This is a genomic window from Pseudomonas bohemica, from assembly GCF_002934685.1.
GTDB classification, from domain to species: domain Bacteria; phylum Pseudomonadota; class Gammaproteobacteria; order Pseudomonadales; family Pseudomonadaceae; genus Aquipseudomonas; species Aquipseudomonas bohemica.
Genome location: NZ_NKHL01000102.1, coordinates 63,017 through 81,023, shown reverse-complemented (window position 1 = coordinate 81,023; position 18,007 = coordinate 63,017). Strand labels below are relative to the sequence as shown.

The following is an 18,007-nucleotide window of genomic DNA, read 5'->3' as shown; positions in this document are numbered from 1 at the left end:
TTCCCGTTTCGATCTAAGCCATTGTGTTTGAACGAGCCCCATGAAAGACAGGACACCGTTCCCCCCTTAAGATAAGGGATAGGCAAACGGGTATGTTTATGACTAACAGCAACCATAAGGGTGGCGAGCTGCTCGGCCAGGAACGCCGGCGCCGCTGGAGTACCGACCAGAAACTGGCCATGGTTCGAGAGAGCCTGGAACCGGGACAAAGCGTTTCCGTGGTGGCCCGACGCAACGGCATCAACGCCAACCAGCTATTCCTGTGGCGCAAGCTGTACCAGGACGGAAGCTTATCGGCGGTCAGTGCTGGCGAGGCCGTTGTACCGGCGTCGGAACTGAGCGATGCGCTCAAGCAGATCCGCGAATTGCAGCGGATGCTGGGCAAGAAGACGATGGAAGCCGAAGTCCTCAAAGAGGCCGTGGAGATTGCCCGGTCGCGAAAATGGATTGCGCACTCACCCTTGTTGCCGGGGGACGACCAGTGAAACTGGTCAGCAAATGTCTCGGTGTGTCGCGCTCGCAATTAACGGCTCGGATCAAGCAATTGGTATCGCCCAAAGTACGGCGACGTCGGCTCGTGAACGATACGGAGTTGGTCGCCGAGATTAAGCAGCAAGTCAGCGAGTTGCCGAGCTAGGGCTACCGCCGTGTTTGGGGGTTGCTGCGCCGTGAGCGTGAAGTCCAGTCACTGGCCCCGATCAATGTGAAGCGGGTTTACCGCGTCATGCGCGATCACAATCTGTTGCTGGAACGCCGCATCAAGCGGCCTGGCGTGCAGCGCCGGCATGAAGGCCGGATTGCCGTTACTACCAGCGATACGCGCTGGTGCTCGGACGGCTTCGAGTTTCGCTGCGACGACGGTGCAAAGTTGAGCGTGACTTTTGCCCTGGACTGCTGTGACCGCGAAGCTATCAGCTGGGTCGCCAGCCCGACGGGCTACAGCGGTGACGACATCCTAGACTTGATGTTGGAAAGCGTGGAGAAGCGTTTTGGCAATCAGCTACCCAGCGAGCCCGTGCAATGGCTGAGCGATAACGGCTCGGCCTACATCGCCGAGCAGACGCGTCTGTTTGCTCGCCAGATCGGCTTGCAGCCGGTAACCACACCGGTGCGCAGTCCACAGAGCAACGGCATGGCGGAAAGCTTCGTGAAGACGATCAAGCGTGATTACGTGGCGCACATGCCCAAGCCTGATCGAGAAACGGCGCTGCGCAATCTGACGATTGCCTTTGAGCATTACAACGAGCAGCATCCGCACAGTGCTTTGAAATATCGGTCGCCGAGAGAGTTTAGGCGCTTGGCAGCAGCATCAATTTAACGGGGAGTTGGTGTCCGGTTTGGTAGGGGCAAGTCCAGGCAGGAGATCTACTTTTTCAACAGAATCGGTCGGATGCTGCCGATCACTACAGGCCACAACCCAAAGCGGACGCTCACCACGGGGCGCAGATGACGGAGGCATCATCAGGTGTAAATGCCCCAGCTCGAACAGCGGGGCGTTTACGACCGACAGAAGGAGGTAGCGATACTGAGCTACCTGGAAGTGGATGTGCGGCTGACTTTGTGGGTTACACCTACTTTCACTCGCGTTTTGGGCCGCGCTTCCCGAATCACCTGTCTAGCCCCTGATGGCTGTGTCAACACCACTTGCCCGTCCACCACCTCCATCACGGAATGGCCCGCCGCCAAAGTAGCGACATAAGCCTGTCGGCTTGCGCTCACTACAAGCTCCGGGATGAGCGACTCCAGATGGTCTATTTCTTTCTCAGTGAGAGCTTTCATTGCACTTATCCTCACGATAATGCCATTCGGGCACTACAAGCCTATAGACCTCCCACCTGTCCTGGGAGAATTGAGTTTGCTTCGAAGCTCACTGCGAGCCCTCTCTTCAGACAATCCAAGAACAGGGTCAACGGCAACCAATCGAAAAAGATCAGCGTCAGCCCAGCCCTCCGTATCATCGTCAAGCGCTACCCAATCGCTGACTGCTGAGCGAGCTACGTAGCGCAGGATCTGGCTATACCGAGAAGACTGATCCCACAAATTCTCATCCGCCCATCCGCTAGCCATGGAGCTGTGCCACGTAGCCCCTACGACACGCTGCTGGACTGCGAGAGGCAAACGCTTAATTGCTCGGGAATACCCGATATTGCGAATCCAGCTTGTGCTCAAGACGATTCTCACGTCTGGGAGGTCTTGGAGTATGTCCTCAAGAAAACCCACCCACATGAATAGCTCACCCTCGCTGCGCAGCTTCGGGCCTTTGCGACTGAGGAAAACCGAATCAGGGTGCAGCACGCCATCAAAGTCCAAAAAAAGGATCACCTTCCGCCCCCGTGAAAATCTAGCACCAGCATGGGCCGGATAGTGTCGCTCCGAAGACGCCAAGGTCTATGGAGCAAAACACCGGCGCCGAGTCAGCATCCTACGCCACAAAAACTGTTTCTGGGTGGCCTGCCGCCAGTGCAGCGATGTCTAATGCCAAGAGGAGATCAAGAATAGGTGATCAGAAGGACAGTGACGGTTCCGCGCAGCTGGCCGCGACGTGTTAACCCTCATCGTAGGTCGAGTGACTCAAGTTCATCGGCCACATGGGCAAGGATTTCGGACGCAGGTAACCCTTCCTTTTTTGAGTAGCAAATAGCCATCAAGGTAAGCGGATGAACATCAAGCACCCCACAGATCTGCGAAAGCTTTTCGATCGTAGGGATCGTCTTTGATCGTTCCAATAGACTGAGGTTCGTTCTGCTGCTCACACCCGTAAAATCTTCTTGGGTCAAATTGCGAAGGGCCCGCAAATCAAGTAGCGCCGAGGCGAACGCAGATTTTAGTTCCATTTTGCGTACTCACAAAAGGAACGATATGCCCGTATTGAACAATATATGACTACAACATATATTGTTCATATCTGTTATGGAGGCTAGTGAATGATTCGTTCTGCGCCGTGCTTTCCGACTGCCCACTTAAAAGCTCATGACTTCCTATCGACCGAGGTCGTGTGGCACCCAACGGAGTTCCCTTGGTTTAACGTTACAGCCAAGTTAGAAAAAATGGGGATGGTGGTCAGGAGGTATTCATGGTTCCCTCGCTGGAGGGGCTCAAAAAGCTTCTCGGGCAGCAGAACGACAGCTTCCAGATCGACGCTATTGACTATGTCACGCCTGGATTTATGAACGGATCCGGACAGTGGAAGATGGAACGACTGATAGAGCTTTCGGAGCTCTTTAATGATTTTGGCTGGAGCATTCCTCGGTGTACCGTTGACGGAAATCGTGTGTATCGAGGGCTGCATCTCGTTCAGACAGATGAGTGGACCATCGAGCGGCAGGTTTACTCAGCACGCTGATGTGGCGGCGTCGCCTTTTTAGCCAGCAGGATAGGAACCAAAGCCGGGCCCCGCCCCTCAGCCAGGAGCACAGCCAGGAACGAACATGCGCTGATGGATGTAACACTTGATGTGAAACACAGGTTAGAGCGAACCTATTTCAAATGTCCGCCCACCAAGGCTTAGGTGAAATGTTACACCACGTCTTGACACATAACCCTTAAGGATGATCCCGGCAGCGTTATGCGCCAACGCCCGCTTCACCACCTGCCTGGCGTGAACATGCGCCACGTTGATCGAACCCTGAAACAGCGCTTCGAATGCCTGCACCCTGTTTTTGCTGTCCAGAAACAGGCAACCGAACACTTCATGAGGCTCATGCCGAAGTAGCGCCTTGAGATAGCTGCGTACCTGGGCCGGGCTTTTCAGGACGCTGCCACGCCTGAGGCCCTCATCCATGTTCCGTCGCGCCATTTCCATGACTGCCTGCAACTGCGCATATTTCGCAGGTCCAAGACCCAACTCGTTGCTGAACGCGGAGAGGTTGGCCTCGAGCAGTGCGCGCAGGCTGCCGAACCGCGTCAAAAGATGACGCGCAAGGTCAACAGCACTTTTTCCCGACACGCCCGTGCGCAGAAAAATGGCCAGTAATTCGGCATCGGAAAGACTCGCCGCACCTCGCTCCAGTAGCTTCTCCCGCGGCCGCTCCGCAACAGGCCAATCGCGAATACTCATAGCACCTCCCTGTCTGTGTACGCCGCTGTTCCCGTACGGTCGCTGTGCTATCTTAGCCATCTTTTTTGCGCGTCGATCCGGCCCCGGGAGGCCACTTGATTGCCGCGTGTAACTCGACCAAAAAGGCAGGCCTATGCAACGGCTGTATCGGAAACGCATCGTTCTCGGCGTAGGCGGCGGCATAGCGGCCTATAAAAGCGCCGAACTGGTTCGCCGGTTACGCGATCACGGAGCCGAGGTGCGCGTCGTCATGACCAAGGGCGGCGCGGAGTTCATTACGCCCCTGACCATGCAGGCGCTATCCGGCCATCCTGTCCATCTGGACCTGCTGGATCCCGCAGCCGAGGCGGCCATGGGGCACATCGAACTGGCCAAATGGGCCGACATGGTGCTGATCGCGCCAGCCACCGCCGACCTGATCGCACGGCTGGCCCAGGGCATCGCCAACGACCTGCTGACCACCGTAGTACTGGCCACCGACGCTATCGTCGCGGTTGCTCCGGCCATGAATCAGGCCATGTGGCGCGATCCTTCGGTGCAGGCCAATCTGCAGACCCTCCAGGCCCGGGACTTGCGGATGTTCGGCCCGGCCAGCGGCAGCCAGGCCTGTGGCGACGTGGGTTACGGCCGGATGCTTGAGCCCAATGATCTGGCGCAATCGGCGGCCGACTGCTTCCAGCGCCTGAGCCTGACGGGCAAACATGTGTTGATCACCGCCGGGCCGACCCAGGAAAACATCGACCCAGTGCGTTACATCACCAACCACAGCTCCGGGAAAATGGGCTTTGCCCTCGCCGAAGCCGCTGCCGAAGCGGGTGCACGGGTCACGTTGATCACCGGCCCGGTCAATTTGCAGACGCCGGACCGTGTGTCTCGCATCGACGTCGTCAGCGCCCGCGACATGCTCGCCGCCTGCGAAGCCGCGATGCCCTGCGATCTGTTCATCGCCTCGGCCGCTGTAGCGGATTACCGCCCGGAAGTCGTCGCCCCGCAAAAATTGAAGAAAGACCCTACGAACGGCGATGGTCTTCTGCTGCAGATGGTTCGCAACCCGGACATTCTCGCCACCATCGCCCAGCGTCAGGATCGTCCATTCAGTGTCGGTTTCGCCGCCGAAACCGAACACCTGCTCGACTACGCCGCACGCAAGCTCAAGGACAAGAACCTCGACTTGATCATCGCCAACGACGTCGCCAATCCAAGCATTGGCTTCAACAGCGAAGAAAACGCGTGCAGCGTGATCGACCGAGCGTTGCAGACAACGCTCTTCGCCCAGACCAGCAAGGCCAAGATTTCCCGCCAGCTGGTGACCTTTATCGCTGATCGCTTGAACCAGGTTTAATCACGTATGCACGCTCTACAAGCCAAGATCCTCGACCCTCGCATTGGCGGCGAATTCCCGCTCCCGGCCTACGCCACCATCGGTTCCGCCGGGCTGGACCTACGCGCCATGCTCAAAGAGGAAACGGTGCTCGAACCCGGCCAGACCCTGTTGATTCCCACTGGCTTGTCGATATATATCGCAGATCCAAGCCTTGCCGCGCTGATACTGCCGCGCTCGGGACTGGGGCATAAACACGGCATCGTGCTGGGCAATCTGGTGGGTCTGATCGACTCCGATTACCAAGGCGAGCTGATGGTGTCCTGCTGGAACCGAGGCCAGACCGCTTTCAAGATCTCCGTCGGCGAGCGTATCGCCCAATTGGTACTGGTGCCGGTGGTTCAGGCGCACTTCGAAGTGGTTGAGGAGTTCGACGAAAGCCAGCGCGGCGCCGGTGGCTTCGGGCATTCCGGCAGTCATTGATTGTTTGTGAAGCCGCTTGGCAAGGATGTCGCTAAACGCTTGAGTCGGCCATGTCCGATGGATAAAACAACAACGCCTCAGGTAGTCAGAGCAGGGAGACTCAAGTTTGAAAGGCATCAAGCGCACAGCCAAGGCGGCTTCTCGTCCAGAAACGACTGACGCGACGGTCAAGGACTCAAACCTGAGCCTGGCGAGCCCGGGCCTTCTTCCCTCGCTCATCGGCCTGATAGCCGCGGGTGTTCTGGTCTGGCTTGGCATGCTCAGTCAGCCCCAGCAGAAAGACCAGCTGGCTCAGGCTTGGGGCACGGCGCAAGCGGGTGCAATCGGCAAGGCTCTGCGCCTGATCACGGCCGACACCCAAGCGGCAGCCACCGACGAAGCGCTGGCTCAGGCGCTGCAGAGCAACGACCCGGTACAAATCCAGAACGCCCAGCATCGCCTGCTCTATCGAGACAGCGTGGTCGGCGCGCGCCTGAATCCGCTGGGTTTCAACAGCCTCGACAATGAGGGACCACTGCCGATCAGCTTCGCCACGCTGGACATGCTCGCCAAAGCCAGCAAAGGCGAAATGCCGGCACCGGAAGCCCGCAAGGTGGGCGATAGCTGGATGATCTACAGCGTCACCCCACTGCGCGCCGCCTCCGATGCACCGATTACCGGCACCCTGCTGCTGGCCTTCAAGGTTCAAAGGCTGACCAATGCGCTGCCGGAGGCGCCGCCTGAAGTCGGCCAGATTGTGCTCAGCCAGCAGTTCGGCGATGCCACGGCGCAAAGCTTTCTGACACGCGGTCAGAGCGATGGCGGTCGCGCCGTGGATTTTTCGACGGGTTATGCCAACTGGAAGCTGTCGTTCACGCCCGGCCCCGCTCTGCAATCTTCCCCGCCCTCTTTGATGCTGCTCCTGGCTGCGCTGGTGGCTATCGGCAGCGTGCTGTTGGGCCTGTATCTGAATGAAAGCGCGCTCAAACGTCGCGTGGCCGCCGACGCCCGACAGCTGGAACAACTGCTGCAAGAACTCTCGGGGGGTAAAGCCGTCAAATCGTTCGTTTTGAGCATGCCGGCGCTCAATGGGTTGGCGCAGGCCTTGGCGAGGTTTTCGTTGCGTAACCAAGCAACAACGCCCGTCACGGCGGTCGGCAGTGTTTCGCCTGTCGCCACTGCCGATTCTGCAAGCAGTCAGGCCGTATGGTCGTCCGTCGATAGCGATGACAATGATTTGACCGATCCGCTGTTTCAAGACACCGACATTCTCGACATCGACCTGCTCGATGATCCACAAGACTTCCAGAACTCGGAGCGCTCTCACGCAATGAGCAGTACCGTTTCCATCGCCCCCGAATTTCCGGACTCGATCTTCCGCGCCTATGACATCCGCGGCATCGTCGGCGAAACCCTGAGCGCAGAAACCGCCTACTGGATCGGCCGCGCCGTTGGCGCGCAAAGCCTGTCGCAAGGCGAGCCGCACGTCTGCGTGGGTCGCGATGGCCGCCTCTCGGGACCAGAGTTGGTCGCGCATCTGATCAAGGGGCTGTATGACAGCGGCTGCCATGTCAGTGATGTCGGGCTGGTTCCGACTCCTGCCCTGTATTACGCCGCCCACGTGCTCGAAGGCCGCACCGGCGTGATGCTCACCGGCAGCCACAACCCCAAGGACTACAACGGCTTCAAGATCGTCATCGCAGGCGATACCCTGGCGAACGAACAGATTTCGGCATTGCACGACCGCATCAAGCACAACAACCTGCCGCCAGGCAAAGGCAGCGTGAGCCGCGTCGACATTCTCGACCGCTACGCCAGCCAGATCACCAGTGACGTCGTCCTGGCTCGCCGCCTGAAAGTGGTGGTCGATTGCGGCAACGGGGCCGCGGGTGTCATTGCACCGCAACTGATCGAAGCGCTGAATTGCGAAGTCATTCCGCTGTTCTGCGAGGTGGACGGCAACTTCCCGAATCATCATCCCGATCCGGGCAAGCTGAAAAACCTTAAGGACCTGATCGCCAAGGTCAAGGAAACCGGGGCTGACCTGGGTCTTGCATTCGATGGCGACGGTGATCGTGTAGGTGTCGTCACCAACGCAGGCAGCGTCATATATCCTGATCGCCTGCTGATGCTGTTCGCCCGCGACGTGATCAAACGTAATCCCGGGGCAGATATCATCTTCGACGTGAAATGCACACGCCGATTGATACCGTTGATCCAGGAATATGGCGGTCGCCCGGTAATGTGGAAGACCGGTCATTCGTTGATCAAGAAGAAAATGAAGGAAAGCGGCGCACTCCTGGCTGGCGAGATGAGCGGCCACATCTTCTTCAAGGAGCGCTGGTTCGGTTTCGACGACGGTATTTACAGCGCTGCACGCCTGCTGGAAATCCTCAGCCAGGAGAAACTCAGCGCCGAAGAGCTTTTCCAGACCTTTCCGAACGACCTGTCGACCCCGGAAATCAACATCAAGGTCACCGAGACCAGCAAATTCAGCATCATCCACGCGCTGGAGCGTGATGCAGAATGGGGCAACGCCAACCTGACGAGCATCGACGGTGTACGTGTCGATTATCCGAAGGGCTGGGGCCTGGTCCGTGCTTCCAATACCACTCCAGTGCTGGTATTACGCTTCGAAGCCGAGACCGAGGCCGAGCTTCAACGGATCAAGGACGTGTTCCATACCCAGCTGAAAACCGTAGCACCGGATCTAGAACTTCCTTTTTGATCAAACTTTTTTGAGTGGAGCCCAAATGACCCTCGAACGCGATGCCGCAGCCAATGCCGCCAAAGTCCTTTCCGAAGCGTTGCCCTACATCCGACGCTTCGTCGGCAAGACGCTGGTGATCAAGTACGGCGGCAACGCCATGGAGAGCGACGAGCTGAAAACCGGCTTTGCGCGCGACATCGTGCTGATGAAGGCAGTGGGTATCAACCCGGTCGTGGTTCACGGCGGCGGCCCGCAAATCGGCGATCTGCTCAAGCGTCTGTCCATCGAAAGCCACTTCATCGACGGCATGCGCGTGACCGATGCGCAAACCATGGACGTCGTGGAAATGGTACTCGGTGGTCAAGTCAACAAAGACATCGTCAACTTGATCAACCGCCACGGCGGCAGCGCCATCGGCCTGACCGGTAAAGACGCGCAGCTGATCCGCGCGAAAAAGATGAACGTCACTCGCCAGACACCCGAGATGACCAAGCCGGAAATCATCGACATCGGTCTGGTTGGCGAAGTGGTGGGCATCAATACAGACCTGCTGAACATGCTGGTCAAGGGCGACTTCATTCCGGTGATCGCGCCGATTGGTGTGGGCGCTGATGGCGAGTCCTACAACATCAACGCAGATCTGGTCGCGGGCAAGGTGGCCGAAGCACTGAAAGCCGAAAAACTGATGCTACTGACGAACATCGCCGGCCTGATGGACAAGGAAGGCAAGGTGCTGACCGGCCTGACTACCGAACAGGTCAACGGCCTGATTGCCGACGGCACTATCTATGGTGGCATGCTGCCGAAGATCCGTTGCGCGCTGGAGGCTGTGCAGGGTGGCGTGACGACGTCGCACATCATCGACGGGCGTGTACCGAATGCCGTGCTGTTGGAGATCTTCACCGATACAGGCGTGGGTACGTTGATCAGCAACCGCAAGCGTCACTGATCGCTCCATCGCGCAAACAAAGACCCCGCCGGCGAAACTGGCGGGGTCTTTTCGTTTGAATCGGCTACTGCGACAACAACTGCTGCAATCGCGCCCGATCCTGAGCGAACTCGGTATCGGCCTGCTCCCGGGCGGTCTGGTATCGCAAAATATCAACTTTGAGGTTCTGTTGCTGGTCCTGGAGATCAGACATCTGATCGATCAGGGCTTGCTGAACCTGATGGCCGGCGCGCTCCTGATCGGCGGCCTGACTCTGCAACGAGGCTTGTTGGGTTTTCAGATTCTGAATGTCGCTCTGGGCCACGGAAATCAGCGCATCCAGCTCTGCCAACTTGCGAGCTCGTGCCCGATCGACATCGGTCACGCCGCTGTACAGATGTAGCAACTGCGCATCGGCGTCGGACTGAATCTTGGCGGCTTGCGCAGCGGCTTGCGCCTTACGCGCCTGATCAGCGGTCGGTGCCGGCGGGACCACCTGGATCACCCGCCCGCGCTGGTTCAGCACCTCATACCCTTTGCCAGAGTACTCGGCAGGCACGCCTTGCCGATCAAGCACGGTCACACCGCGGCTATCGATATAGCGATAGAACACGACATCGGGGCTCTCGTCGGCTTGAACGCTTCCAATGCAGCCAACACCCAGCACCAAACAAAGACCTACCGCGTCCAGTTTGAGCATAACCATCAGATCCTCTGACGCATCAGATTCCGTACTGAGCCCGATACGCTTCCACGGCGGGCAAGTGTTGCCTGAGCTGAGAATCGTCCGCCAGGAACTCGAGAACCTGGTTCAGCGAAACGATGCTCACTACGGGAATGCCGAAGTCACGTTCGACTTCCTGAATCGCCGAAAGCTCGCCATTCCCGCGCTCCTGACGATTCAACGCAATCAGCACGCCAGCAGCGTTCGCAGCCTGGGCCTTGATGATGTGCATGACTTCACGAATCGCGGTGCCAGCGGTGATGACGTCGTCGATGATCAGCACGTTGCCGGTCAATGGGGCGCCGACCAGGCTGCCGCCCTCGCCATGAGCCTTGGCTTCCTTGCGGTTGAAACACCAGGGCATATCGAGGTTGTGATGATCGGCCAAAGCCACGGCTGTCGCGGCCGCCAGGGGGATACCCTTGTAAGCCGGGCCGAACAGAACATCGAAGGAAATACCGCTTTCGACAACAGCAGCCGCATAGAACTTACCCAGTTGGGCAAGTGCCGAGCCGCTGTTGAAAAGGCCTGCATTGAAGAAGTAAGGACTGGTGCGTCCCGACTTCAAAGTGAACTCACCGAAGCGCAAAACCCCGCGATCGATGGCAAAACGAATGAAATCGCGCTGATACGCCTGCATGAAAAAAGCCCCGAATACCACGGATTTAGCTAATTAGGTAGAGCTCGGGTATCATACACGCACGTGATTTTTGGGGCCATTTATGCGGATCATCAGTGTGAACGTTAATGGTATTCAGGCTGCAGTCGAGCGTGGTTTGCTCAGTTGGCTGCAAGCCCAGAATGCCGACGTCATCTGCCTTCAGGACACCCGCGCCTCCGCCTTTGAAATGGATGATCCAGCCTTCCAACTGGATGGCTACTTCCTGTATGCCCGCGATGCCGAAGTTCCTGCCCAGGGTGGCGTGGCACTTTACTCGCGACTGCAACCAAAGGCGGTGATCTACGGTCTGGGCTTTGAAACAGCCGACCGTTACGGGCGTTACCTGCAAGCGGATTTCGATAAAGTCAGTATTGCAACTTTGCTGCTGCCCTCCGGGATGAACGGCGATGAAGACTTGAACCAGAAGTTCAAGCTCATGGACGATTTCGGCAAGTACCTGGATAAGCAACGACGCAAACGACGCGAGTACATCTACTGTGGCTCGCTCTACGTTGCGCAGCAGAAACTCGACATCAAAAACTGGCGCGACAGCCAGCAATCTCCAGGCTTCCTGGCACCGGAACGTGCATGGATGGACGAGATTGTCGGCAACATGGGCTATGTCGACGCCCTGCGCGAAGTCAGCCGCGAAGGCGATCAGTACAGCTGGTGGCCGGACAACGAGCAAGCCGAGATGCTGAATCTGGGCTGGCGGTTCGACTACCAGTTGCTGACTCCGGGCTTGCGCCGTTTCGTACGCAGCGCACGCCTGCCACGCCAGCCGCGGTTCTCGCAACACGCGCCGCTGATCGTGGACTACGACTGGACGTTGACCATCTGACGTCCAGTTGCCCAAAAAAAGCCGACGTGTAGTCGGCTTTTGTTTGCGTGGCGGATGCTCTTGAAACCCGATCGATGTAGCAGCACGCCGAGATCCCTGTGGGAGCGAGCCTGCTCGCGAAGGCGTCGGCCCAGCCAATGTCATACTGCTTGACCCGCCGCATTGGCGAGCAATCTCGCTCTCACAGGATATGCGTCAGTGGCAAACGCGGTGATCAAACCGCACCACAGTGTTCCATGCCCGAGGGACTACTTAATCAATCGCCAGGTAAACGGATACCGATAGGGAACTCCGTCATTGACCTTGATCCCGGCGATGATCGTCAGCACCAGTGCGCCGATGCCCACCAGCATCAGCAACGGGAAGCCGATGACGATCACCATCAGCAGGAAGCAGATCATCGCGGCGATGGCGACGGTGATCTGGAAGTTGAGGGCTTCCTTACCCTGAGCGTCGATATACGGATCGGTCTCTTTCTTCAACTGCCAGACAATCAACGGCCCCAACAGATTCCCGAACGGGAAGATCAGCCCGAAAAACGCCGCAAAATGGCACAACATGGCCCACTGACGGACTTCCTTGCTCGGCACTGGCAGCGGCGTTTGACTATCGATCATCATGCTTTCCCTGTTCTGATGGAGGTTGAAGGTCTGATCAGTCGGCCAACGCCGCCTGTTGCAACTCGAAAATTTCGTTCATGCCCTTCTGCGCCAGCGCCAGCATCGCGTTCAGCTCTTCGGGCTGGAACGGCGCGCCTTCCGCGGTGCCCTGCACTTCGATGAAACCGCCCGAGCTGGTCATGACCACGTTCAGATCGGTCTCGGCAGCGGAGTCTTCCAGGTAATCCAGATCGAGCACCGGCTCGCCCTGATACATGCCGACGGAAACGGCCGCAACCATCTGCTTGAGCGGGTCGCCAGCTTTCAGTCCGCCGCGCTTCTTGATGCTTTTCAGTGCATCGACCAGCGCCACCATGGAGCCAGTGATCGACGCAGTGCGCGTGCCGCCATCGGCCTGGATCACATCACAGTCGACGTACAGAGTCACATCGCCAAGTTTGGACATATCCAGCGCAGCGCGCAGAGAGCGGCCGATCAGGCGCTGAATCTCCAGCGTACGCCCGCCCTGCTTGCCACGGCTGGCCTCACGCTGGTTACGCTCGCCGGTCGCACGCGGCAGCATGCCGTATTCGGCCGTCAACCAACCCTGGCCCTGGCCTTTGAGAAAACGTGGTACGCCATTCTCGACGCTGACGGTGCAGATCACCTTGGTGTCGCCGAACTCGACCAGCACAGAACCCTCGGCGTGCTTGGTGTAGTTGCGGGTGATGCGGATCGAGCGGAGCTGATCGGCAGCGCGACCACTTGGACGTTTCATCTGGGATACCTGTACTGAGACGGAAAACTGACGTGCATTATAGAGGTGCAAGCTCGCGCTTGGGACATCTTATGAACCATCAATGACCACTGGCGCGTACCCGCGGTTACAAAACGCGTTGCCCGGCAGCAAAATCGCGACATCTGCGACAACGCCACATTTGGGCGCACACCCTGCTCTGAGCTACAATCCTGCGCCTTTATAGCCTGTCGATTGTTCACGACATTTATCGGGCAGCACATCGCCCCGTACGCCTGACTTTATAGAGGTACTTCCCATGGTGCACAGCATGACGGCTTTCGCCCGTGCCGAACGAGCCGGCCCACAAGGCACGCTGAGCTGGGAATTGCGCTCGGTCAACCATCGTTATCTCGAACCACACCTGCGACTACCGGAATCTTTCCGTGATCTGGAAGGCGCCGTACGCGAAGCGCTGCGTCAGGGCCTGTCCCGCGGCAAAATCGAATGTACATTGCGCTTCACCGAGGAGACGGCCGGCAAACCGCTACAGGTCAATCGTGAGCGCGCCAGCCAGTTGGTCGCCGCCGCCGAAACCGTCGCCAGCCTGATCAAGCAACCGGCCGCGCTCAACCCGCTGGAAGTCCTCGCCTGGCCTGGCGTGCTGGTGGCGGATGCAACCGATCCGCAGGCGCTGAACAATGAGGCTCTGGCGCTGTTCAACGAGGCACTGCTCGAGTTGAAGGCCGGCCGCGAGCGGGAAGGCGCGGACCTGGCCAGACTTCTCGACGAACGGCTTGTCTCGATCAAGACCGAAGTCGCTACCCTGCGCACCCTCGTCCCGCAGATGCTCGCTACCCAGCGCCAGAAGGTGCTCGATCGCTTCGCCGATATGAAGGCCGAACTGGATCCGCAACGTCTGGAACAGGAAATGGTCCTGCTGGCACAGAAGAGCGACGTTGCCGAAGAACTCGACCGCCTGAGCACCCACGTCACCGAAGTGCGCCGCGTGCTCAAGACCGGCGGACAGGCCGGGCGCCGACTGGACTTCCTGATGCAGGAACTCAACCGCGAAGCCAATACACTGGGCTCCAAAGCCTTCGACCCTCGCAGCACGCAAGCCGCGGTCAACCTGAAGGTGTTGATCGAGCAGATGCGCGAACAAGTGCAGAACATTGAGTAAGGCCAATCACGACATGACCCACAGCACCGGCACTCTCTACATCATTTCCGCCCCGTCGGGCGCGGGCAAGACCAGTCTGGTCAAGGCCCTGATCGATGCCCAGCCGCAGATTCGCGTCTCCGTTTCCCACACCACGCGAGCCATGCGCCCCGGTGAAGTGGACGGCGTGAACTATCACTTCGTCGATCGCGCAGAGTTCGTGCGGATGATCGAGCATGGCGACTTCCTGGAACAGGCAGAGGTCTTCGGCAACATGTACGGCACCTCGCAAAGCCGTCTGCAGCAGACGCTGGACGAAGGTCATGACCTGATTCTGGAGATCGACTGGCAGGGCGCCGAACAAGTGCGCAAGCTGATGCCCCAGGCCCGCTCGATCTTCATTCTGCCGCCGACTCAGCAGGCCTTGCGTCAGCGCCTGACCAACCGTGGCCAGGACAGCGACGAAATCATCGAAGGCCGCATGCGCGAAGCAGTCAGCGAAATGAGCCATTACGTCGAGTACGACTACATCGTCATCAACGACGACTTCGCCACTGCGCTGGAAGACCTCAAAGCGATCTTCCGCACCAACCTGCTCAGTCAGGAACATCAGCAGCAGCGTCATAGCGAGTTACTGGCACAGCTGTTGGCGTAATTAGCTGTAGGAGCACGCTTGCCCGCGATCGACTTCGCAGCAGTCGCAAACCGACTTCCCGGTTGCGTCTGAAACACCGCGTCGCGAGATGGTGCTGCGGCTACGCGCCAGACCGCGGACAAGCGCGCTCCTACAGGCTGAAAACCGACCGCTTGTGGCTTGCCGCTTGAAGCTTGTAGCTGTCCGCTTGTAAACTACCGAGTCCGCTCGCCCATCCGGGCACCGCGCATCCGCATTTGCTACGAGGAATACCCATGGCCCGCGTGACCGTTGAAGACTGCCTGGAACATGTAGATAACCGTTTTGAGCTGGTCATGCTCGCCACTAAACGCTCGCGTCAATTGGCGACCGGCGGCAAAGAGCCGAAGCTGGCCTGGGAAAACGACAAGCCTACCGTTGTTGCCCTGCGCGAAATCGCGGCTGGCCTGATGGATTACGCCGTCATTGCAGAAGCTGAAATCGTTGAAGATGAACCACTGTTCGCTGCGTTCGAGGACGAGTCCAACGAGGCCGTCTAAGCCTATGCCCGGTCGACGTAGCAAGGCGCAGGGTCAAAGCCTTCGGCAAGGAGTTCTCTCTTGCCGAGCATAGACGCCCTCGCCGATCGCCTGTCGACCTATCTCGGCACAGATCAGGTCAACCTGGTCCGCCGAGCGTATTTCTACGCCGAACAAGCCCACGACGGCCAACGCCGTCGTAGCGGTGAAGCCTACGTCACGCATCCGTTGGCGGTGGCCAATATCCTTGCCGATATGCACATGGACCATCAGAGCCTGATGGCCGCGATGCTGCATGACGTGATCGAAGACACGGGCATCGCCAAGGAAGCGCTCTGTGCGCAGTTCGGCGAAACCGTGGCCGAACTGGTCGACGGGGTCAGCAAACTGACCCAGATGAACTTCGAGACCAAGGCCGAAGCCCAAGCTGAAAACTTCCAGAAAATGGCCATGGCCATGGCGCGCGACATCCGCGTGATCCTGGTCAAGCTCGCCGACCGCCTGCATAACATGCGCACGCTGGAGGTGCTCTCCGGCGAAAAACGTCGCCGCATCGCCAAGGAAACCCTCGAAATCTATGCACCCATCGCCAATCGCCTTGGCATGCACAGCGTGCGTATCGAATTCGAAGACCTGGGTTTCAAAGCCATGTACCCCATGCGCTCCTCGCGCATCGGACAGGCCGTCAAGCGCGCCCGTGGCAACCGCAAGGAACTGGTCAACAAGATCGAAGAGTCGCTGAGTCACTGCCTGGCGGTGGACGGCATCGAAGGCGAAGTCAGCGGGCGACAGAAGCACCTGTACGGCATCTACAAAAAGATGCGCGGCAAACGCCGGGCCTTCAACGAGATCATGGACGTCTACGCGTTCCGCATCATCGTTGATAAGGTCGATACCTGCTATCGCGTGCTTGGCGCTGTACATAATTTGTACAAGCCGCTGCCAGGCCGCTTCAAGGATTACATCGCGATTCCCAAGGCCAACGGCTATCAGTCGTTGCACACCACGCTGTTCGGCATGCATGGTGTACCTATCGAAATCCAGATTCGCACCCGCGAAATGGAAGAAATGGCCAACAACGGTATCGCCGCGCACTGGCTGTACAAATCCTCCGGCGACGAGCAGCCGAAAGGCACCCACGCTCGCGCCCGGCAGTGGGTCAAGGGCGTGCTGGAAATGCAGCAACGCGCCGGCAACTCGCTGGAATTCATCGAGAGCGTGAAGATTGACCTGTTCCCGGACGAGGTCTACGTGTTCACGCCAAAAGGCCGAATCATGGAGCTGCCGAAGGGCTCCACAGCGGTCGATTTCGCCTACGCGGTGCACACCGACGTCGGCAACAGCTGCATCGCCTGCCGGATCAATCGTCGTCTGGCGCCGCTGTCCGAGCCATTACAGAGCGGCTCGACGGTCGAGATTGTCAGCGCACCCGGCGCACGGCCAAATCCGGCCTGGCTCAACTTCGTGGTCACCGGCAAGGCGCGCACGCACATCCGTCATGCGCTCAAGCTGCAACGTCGCTCCGAGTCGATCAATCTGGGCGAGCGCCTGCTGAACAAGGTGTTGAACGGTTTCGACAGCACCCTGGAAAAAATTCCGAACGAGCGCCTGCAGTTGATCCTCGCCGAGTACCGCGTCGAGGTCATCGAAGATCTCCTCGAAGACATTGGCCTGGGCAATCGCATGGCCTACGTCGTTGCCCGACGCTTGCTGGCCAGCGAAGGCGAAGAGCTGCCAAGCGCCGAAGGGCCACTGGCGATTCGCGGCACCGAAGGGCTGGTGCTCAGTTACGCCAAGTGCTGCACGCCGATTCCGGGCGACCCGATCGTCGGCCACCTGTCTGCGGGTAAAGGCATGGTCGTGCATCTGGATAACTGCCGAAATATCAGTGAAATCCGCCACAACCCGGAAAAATGCATCCAGCTGTCCTGGGCCAAGGACGTCACTGGCGAATTCAACGTCGAGTTGCGCGTCGAGCTGGAGCACCAGCGCGGCCTCATTGCGCTGCTTGCCAGTAGCGTCAACGCCGCCGACGGCAACATCGAGAAAATCAGCATGGACGAACGCGATGGTCGTATCAGCGTGGTCCAACTGGTGGTCAGCGTGCACGACCGCGTGCATCTGGCCCGCGTGATCAAGAAACTGCGCGCCCTGACCGGGGTGATTCGCATCACCCGCATGCGCGCGTAGCCAACTGCCAACAGGAGTTTTTCATGAGCAAGACCGTTATCTCCAGCGACAAGGCCCCTGCCGCCATCGGCACGTATTCTCAGGCGATCAAAGCTGGCAATACCGTCTACATGTCCGGTCAGATTCCTCTGGATCCGAAAACCATGGAGCTGGTCGAGGGTTTCGATGCCCAGACCACTCAAGTTTTCGAGAACCTCAAGGCCGTGGCTGAAGCGGCAGGCGGCTCGTTCAAGGACATCGTCAAGCTGAATATCTTCCTGACAGACCTGAGCCACTTCGCCAAGGTCAACGAAATCATGGGCAAATACTTCGAACAGCCTTATCCAGCCCGCGCCGCAATCGGCGTCGCTGCACTGCCACGTGGCGCACAGGTCGAAATGGACGCTGTGCTGGTCATCGAGTAAATCCCTCGCGGAGCGCGTCCACGCTCCGCCTCCCTAAGAGCAAAGGAAGGACTCCGCTAT

The 18,007-nt window shown here is 58.7% G+C and carries 17 protein-coding genes and 2 pseudogenes; 12 read left to right on the top strand and 7 right to left on the bottom strand.

From position 1 onward, the window contains the following. Positions 1-98: 98 nt before the first annotated feature. A pseudogene (locus CE491_RS10885) lies at positions 99-1,318 on the top strand (IS3 family transposase). Positions 1,319-1,812: 494 nt separating this feature from the next. Here the strand turns inward: CE491_RS10885 and CE491_RS10875 are convergent. Then, positions 1,813-2,322 carry an HAD domain-containing protein gene (locus CE491_RS10875; protein WP_110948352.1) on the bottom strand — a complete coding sequence of 170 codons (510 nt, stop codon included), beginning with the start codon at positions 2,320-2,322 and terminating at the stop codon, positions 1,813-1,815. Between the two features lie 230 nt (positions 2,323-2,552). Then, positions 2,553-2,834, bottom strand: a complete 282-nt coding sequence (locus tag CE491_RS10870; protein WP_110948351.1) for a helix-turn-helix domain-containing protein — start codon at positions 2,832-2,834, stop codon at positions 2,553-2,555. 239 nt (positions 2,835-3,073) lie between these two features. Between CE491_RS10870 and CE491_RS10865 the strand changes: the two genes are divergently transcribed. Beyond that, the gene (locus CE491_RS10865; RefSeq protein ID WP_110948350.1) at positions 3,074-3,343 is read left to right on the top strand and encodes a hypothetical protein; all 270 of its coding nucleotides are present in this window, start codon (positions 3,074-3,076) and stop codon (positions 3,341-3,343) included. A 201-nt stretch (positions 3,344-3,544) separates the two neighbouring features. On the opposite strand, the pseudogene radC reads toward CE491_RS10865, so the two are convergent. Then, positions 3,545-4,057 (bottom strand): annotated as a pseudogene (radC, locus tag CE491_RS10860) (RadC family protein); the annotation flags it as partial. 133 nt (positions 4,058-4,190) lie between these two features. Here radC and coaBC point away from each other — a divergent pair. From coaBC to argB, 4 genes are all read left to right on the top strand, one after another. Further along, a complete protein-coding gene (gene coaBC, locus CE491_RS10855; RefSeq protein WP_110948348.1) occupies positions 4,191-5,399 on the top strand; it encodes a bifunctional phosphopantothenoylcysteine decarboxylase/phosphopantothenate--cysteine ligase CoaBC in 1,209 nt (402 codons plus the stop codon). 6 nt (positions 5,400-5,405) lie between these two features. After that, positions 5,406-5,861 carry a dUTP diphosphatase gene (gene dut / locus CE491_RS10850; protein ID WP_110948347.1) on the top strand — a complete coding sequence of 152 codons (456 nt, stop codon included), beginning with the start codon at positions 5,406-5,408 and terminating at the stop codon, positions 5,859-5,861. A gap of 1,309 nt (positions 5,862-7,170) precedes the next feature. Continuing rightward, positions 7,171-8,568, top strand: a complete 1,398-nt coding sequence (locus CE491_RS30735; RefSeq protein ID WP_234407574.1) for a phosphomannomutase/phosphoglucomutase — start codon at positions 7,171-7,173, stop codon at positions 8,566-8,568. A 25-nt stretch (positions 8,569-8,593) separates the two neighbouring features. After that, the gene (argB, locus tag CE491_RS10840) at positions 8,594-9,499 is read left to right on the top strand and encodes an acetylglutamate kinase (RefSeq protein WP_110948346.1); all 906 of its coding nucleotides are present in this window, start codon (positions 8,594-8,596) and stop codon (positions 9,497-9,499) included. Positions 9,500-9,563: 64 nt separating this feature from the next. Here the strand turns inward: argB and CE491_RS10835 are convergent, their stop codons facing one another. Further along, positions 9,564-10,178, bottom strand: coding sequence for a DUF4124 domain-containing protein (locus CE491_RS10835; RefSeq protein WP_199885067.1), 615 nt, complete (start codon positions 10,176-10,178; stop codon positions 9,564-9,566). 22 nt (positions 10,179-10,200) lie between these two features. Continuing rightward, entirely contained in the window at positions 10,201-10,842 is a 642-nt protein-coding gene (gene pyrE, locus CE491_RS10830) for an orotate phosphoribosyltransferase (protein WP_110948375.1), read from the bottom strand. A gap of 82 nt (positions 10,843-10,924) precedes the next feature. On the opposite strand from pyrE, the gene CE491_RS10825 reads away from it, so the two are divergent. Beyond that, positions 10,925-11,704 carry an exodeoxyribonuclease III gene (locus CE491_RS10825; protein ID WP_110948345.1) on the top strand — a complete coding sequence of 260 codons (780 nt, stop codon included), beginning with the start codon at positions 10,925-10,927 and terminating at the stop codon, positions 11,702-11,704. 248 nt (positions 11,705-11,952) lie between these two features. On the opposite strand, the gene CE491_RS10820 is transcribed toward CE491_RS10825, so the two are convergent. Together CE491_RS10820 and rph are read right to left on the bottom strand one after the other, a co-directional pair. Continuing rightward, complete coding sequence (locus CE491_RS10820; RefSeq protein WP_110948344.1) at positions 11,953-12,321, bottom strand: DUF4870 domain-containing protein; 369 nt, start codon at positions 12,319-12,321, stop codon at positions 11,953-11,955. A gap of 37 nt (positions 12,322-12,358) precedes the next feature. Further along, a complete protein-coding gene (rph, locus tag CE491_RS10815) occupies positions 12,359-13,081 on the bottom strand; it encodes a ribonuclease PH (protein WP_110948343.1) in 723 nt (240 codons plus the stop codon). Positions 13,082-13,358: 277 nt separating this feature from the next. On the opposite strand from rph, the gene CE491_RS10810 reads away from it, so the two are divergent. The 5 genes from CE491_RS10810 to CE491_RS10790 all read left to right on the top strand — a co-directional run bounded on the left by CE491_RS10810 (position 13,359) and on the right by CE491_RS10790 (position 17,947). Further along, complete coding sequence (locus CE491_RS10810) at positions 13,359-14,222, top strand: YicC/YloC family endoribonuclease (RefSeq protein WP_110948342.1); 864 nt, start codon at positions 13,359-13,361, stop codon at positions 14,220-14,222. Positions 14,223-14,235: 13 nt separating this feature from the next. After that, entirely contained in the window at positions 14,236-14,856 is a 621-nt protein-coding gene (gene gmk / locus CE491_RS10805) for a guanylate kinase (protein WP_110948341.1), read from the top strand. A gap of 254 nt (positions 14,857-15,110) precedes the next feature. Further along, complete coding sequence (gene rpoZ, locus CE491_RS10800) at positions 15,111-15,374, top strand: DNA-directed RNA polymerase subunit omega (RefSeq protein ID WP_004887180.1); 264 nt, start codon at positions 15,111-15,113, stop codon at positions 15,372-15,374. A gap of 60 nt (positions 15,375-15,434) precedes the next feature. Further along, positions 15,435-17,543 (top strand): bifunctional GTP diphosphokinase/guanosine-3',5'-bis pyrophosphate 3'-pyrophosphohydrolase, encoded by a 2,109-nt coding sequence (gene spoT / locus CE491_RS10795; RefSeq protein ID WP_110948340.1) that lies wholly within the window; start codon positions 15,435-15,437, stop codon positions 17,541-17,543. 23 nt (positions 17,544-17,566) lie between these two features. Then, on the top strand, positions 17,567-17,947 hold the full coding sequence (locus CE491_RS10790) for a RidA family protein (RefSeq protein WP_110948339.1): 381 nt from the start codon (positions 17,567-17,569) through the stop codon (positions 17,945-17,947). Positions 17,948-18,007 lie beyond the last annotated feature (60 nt).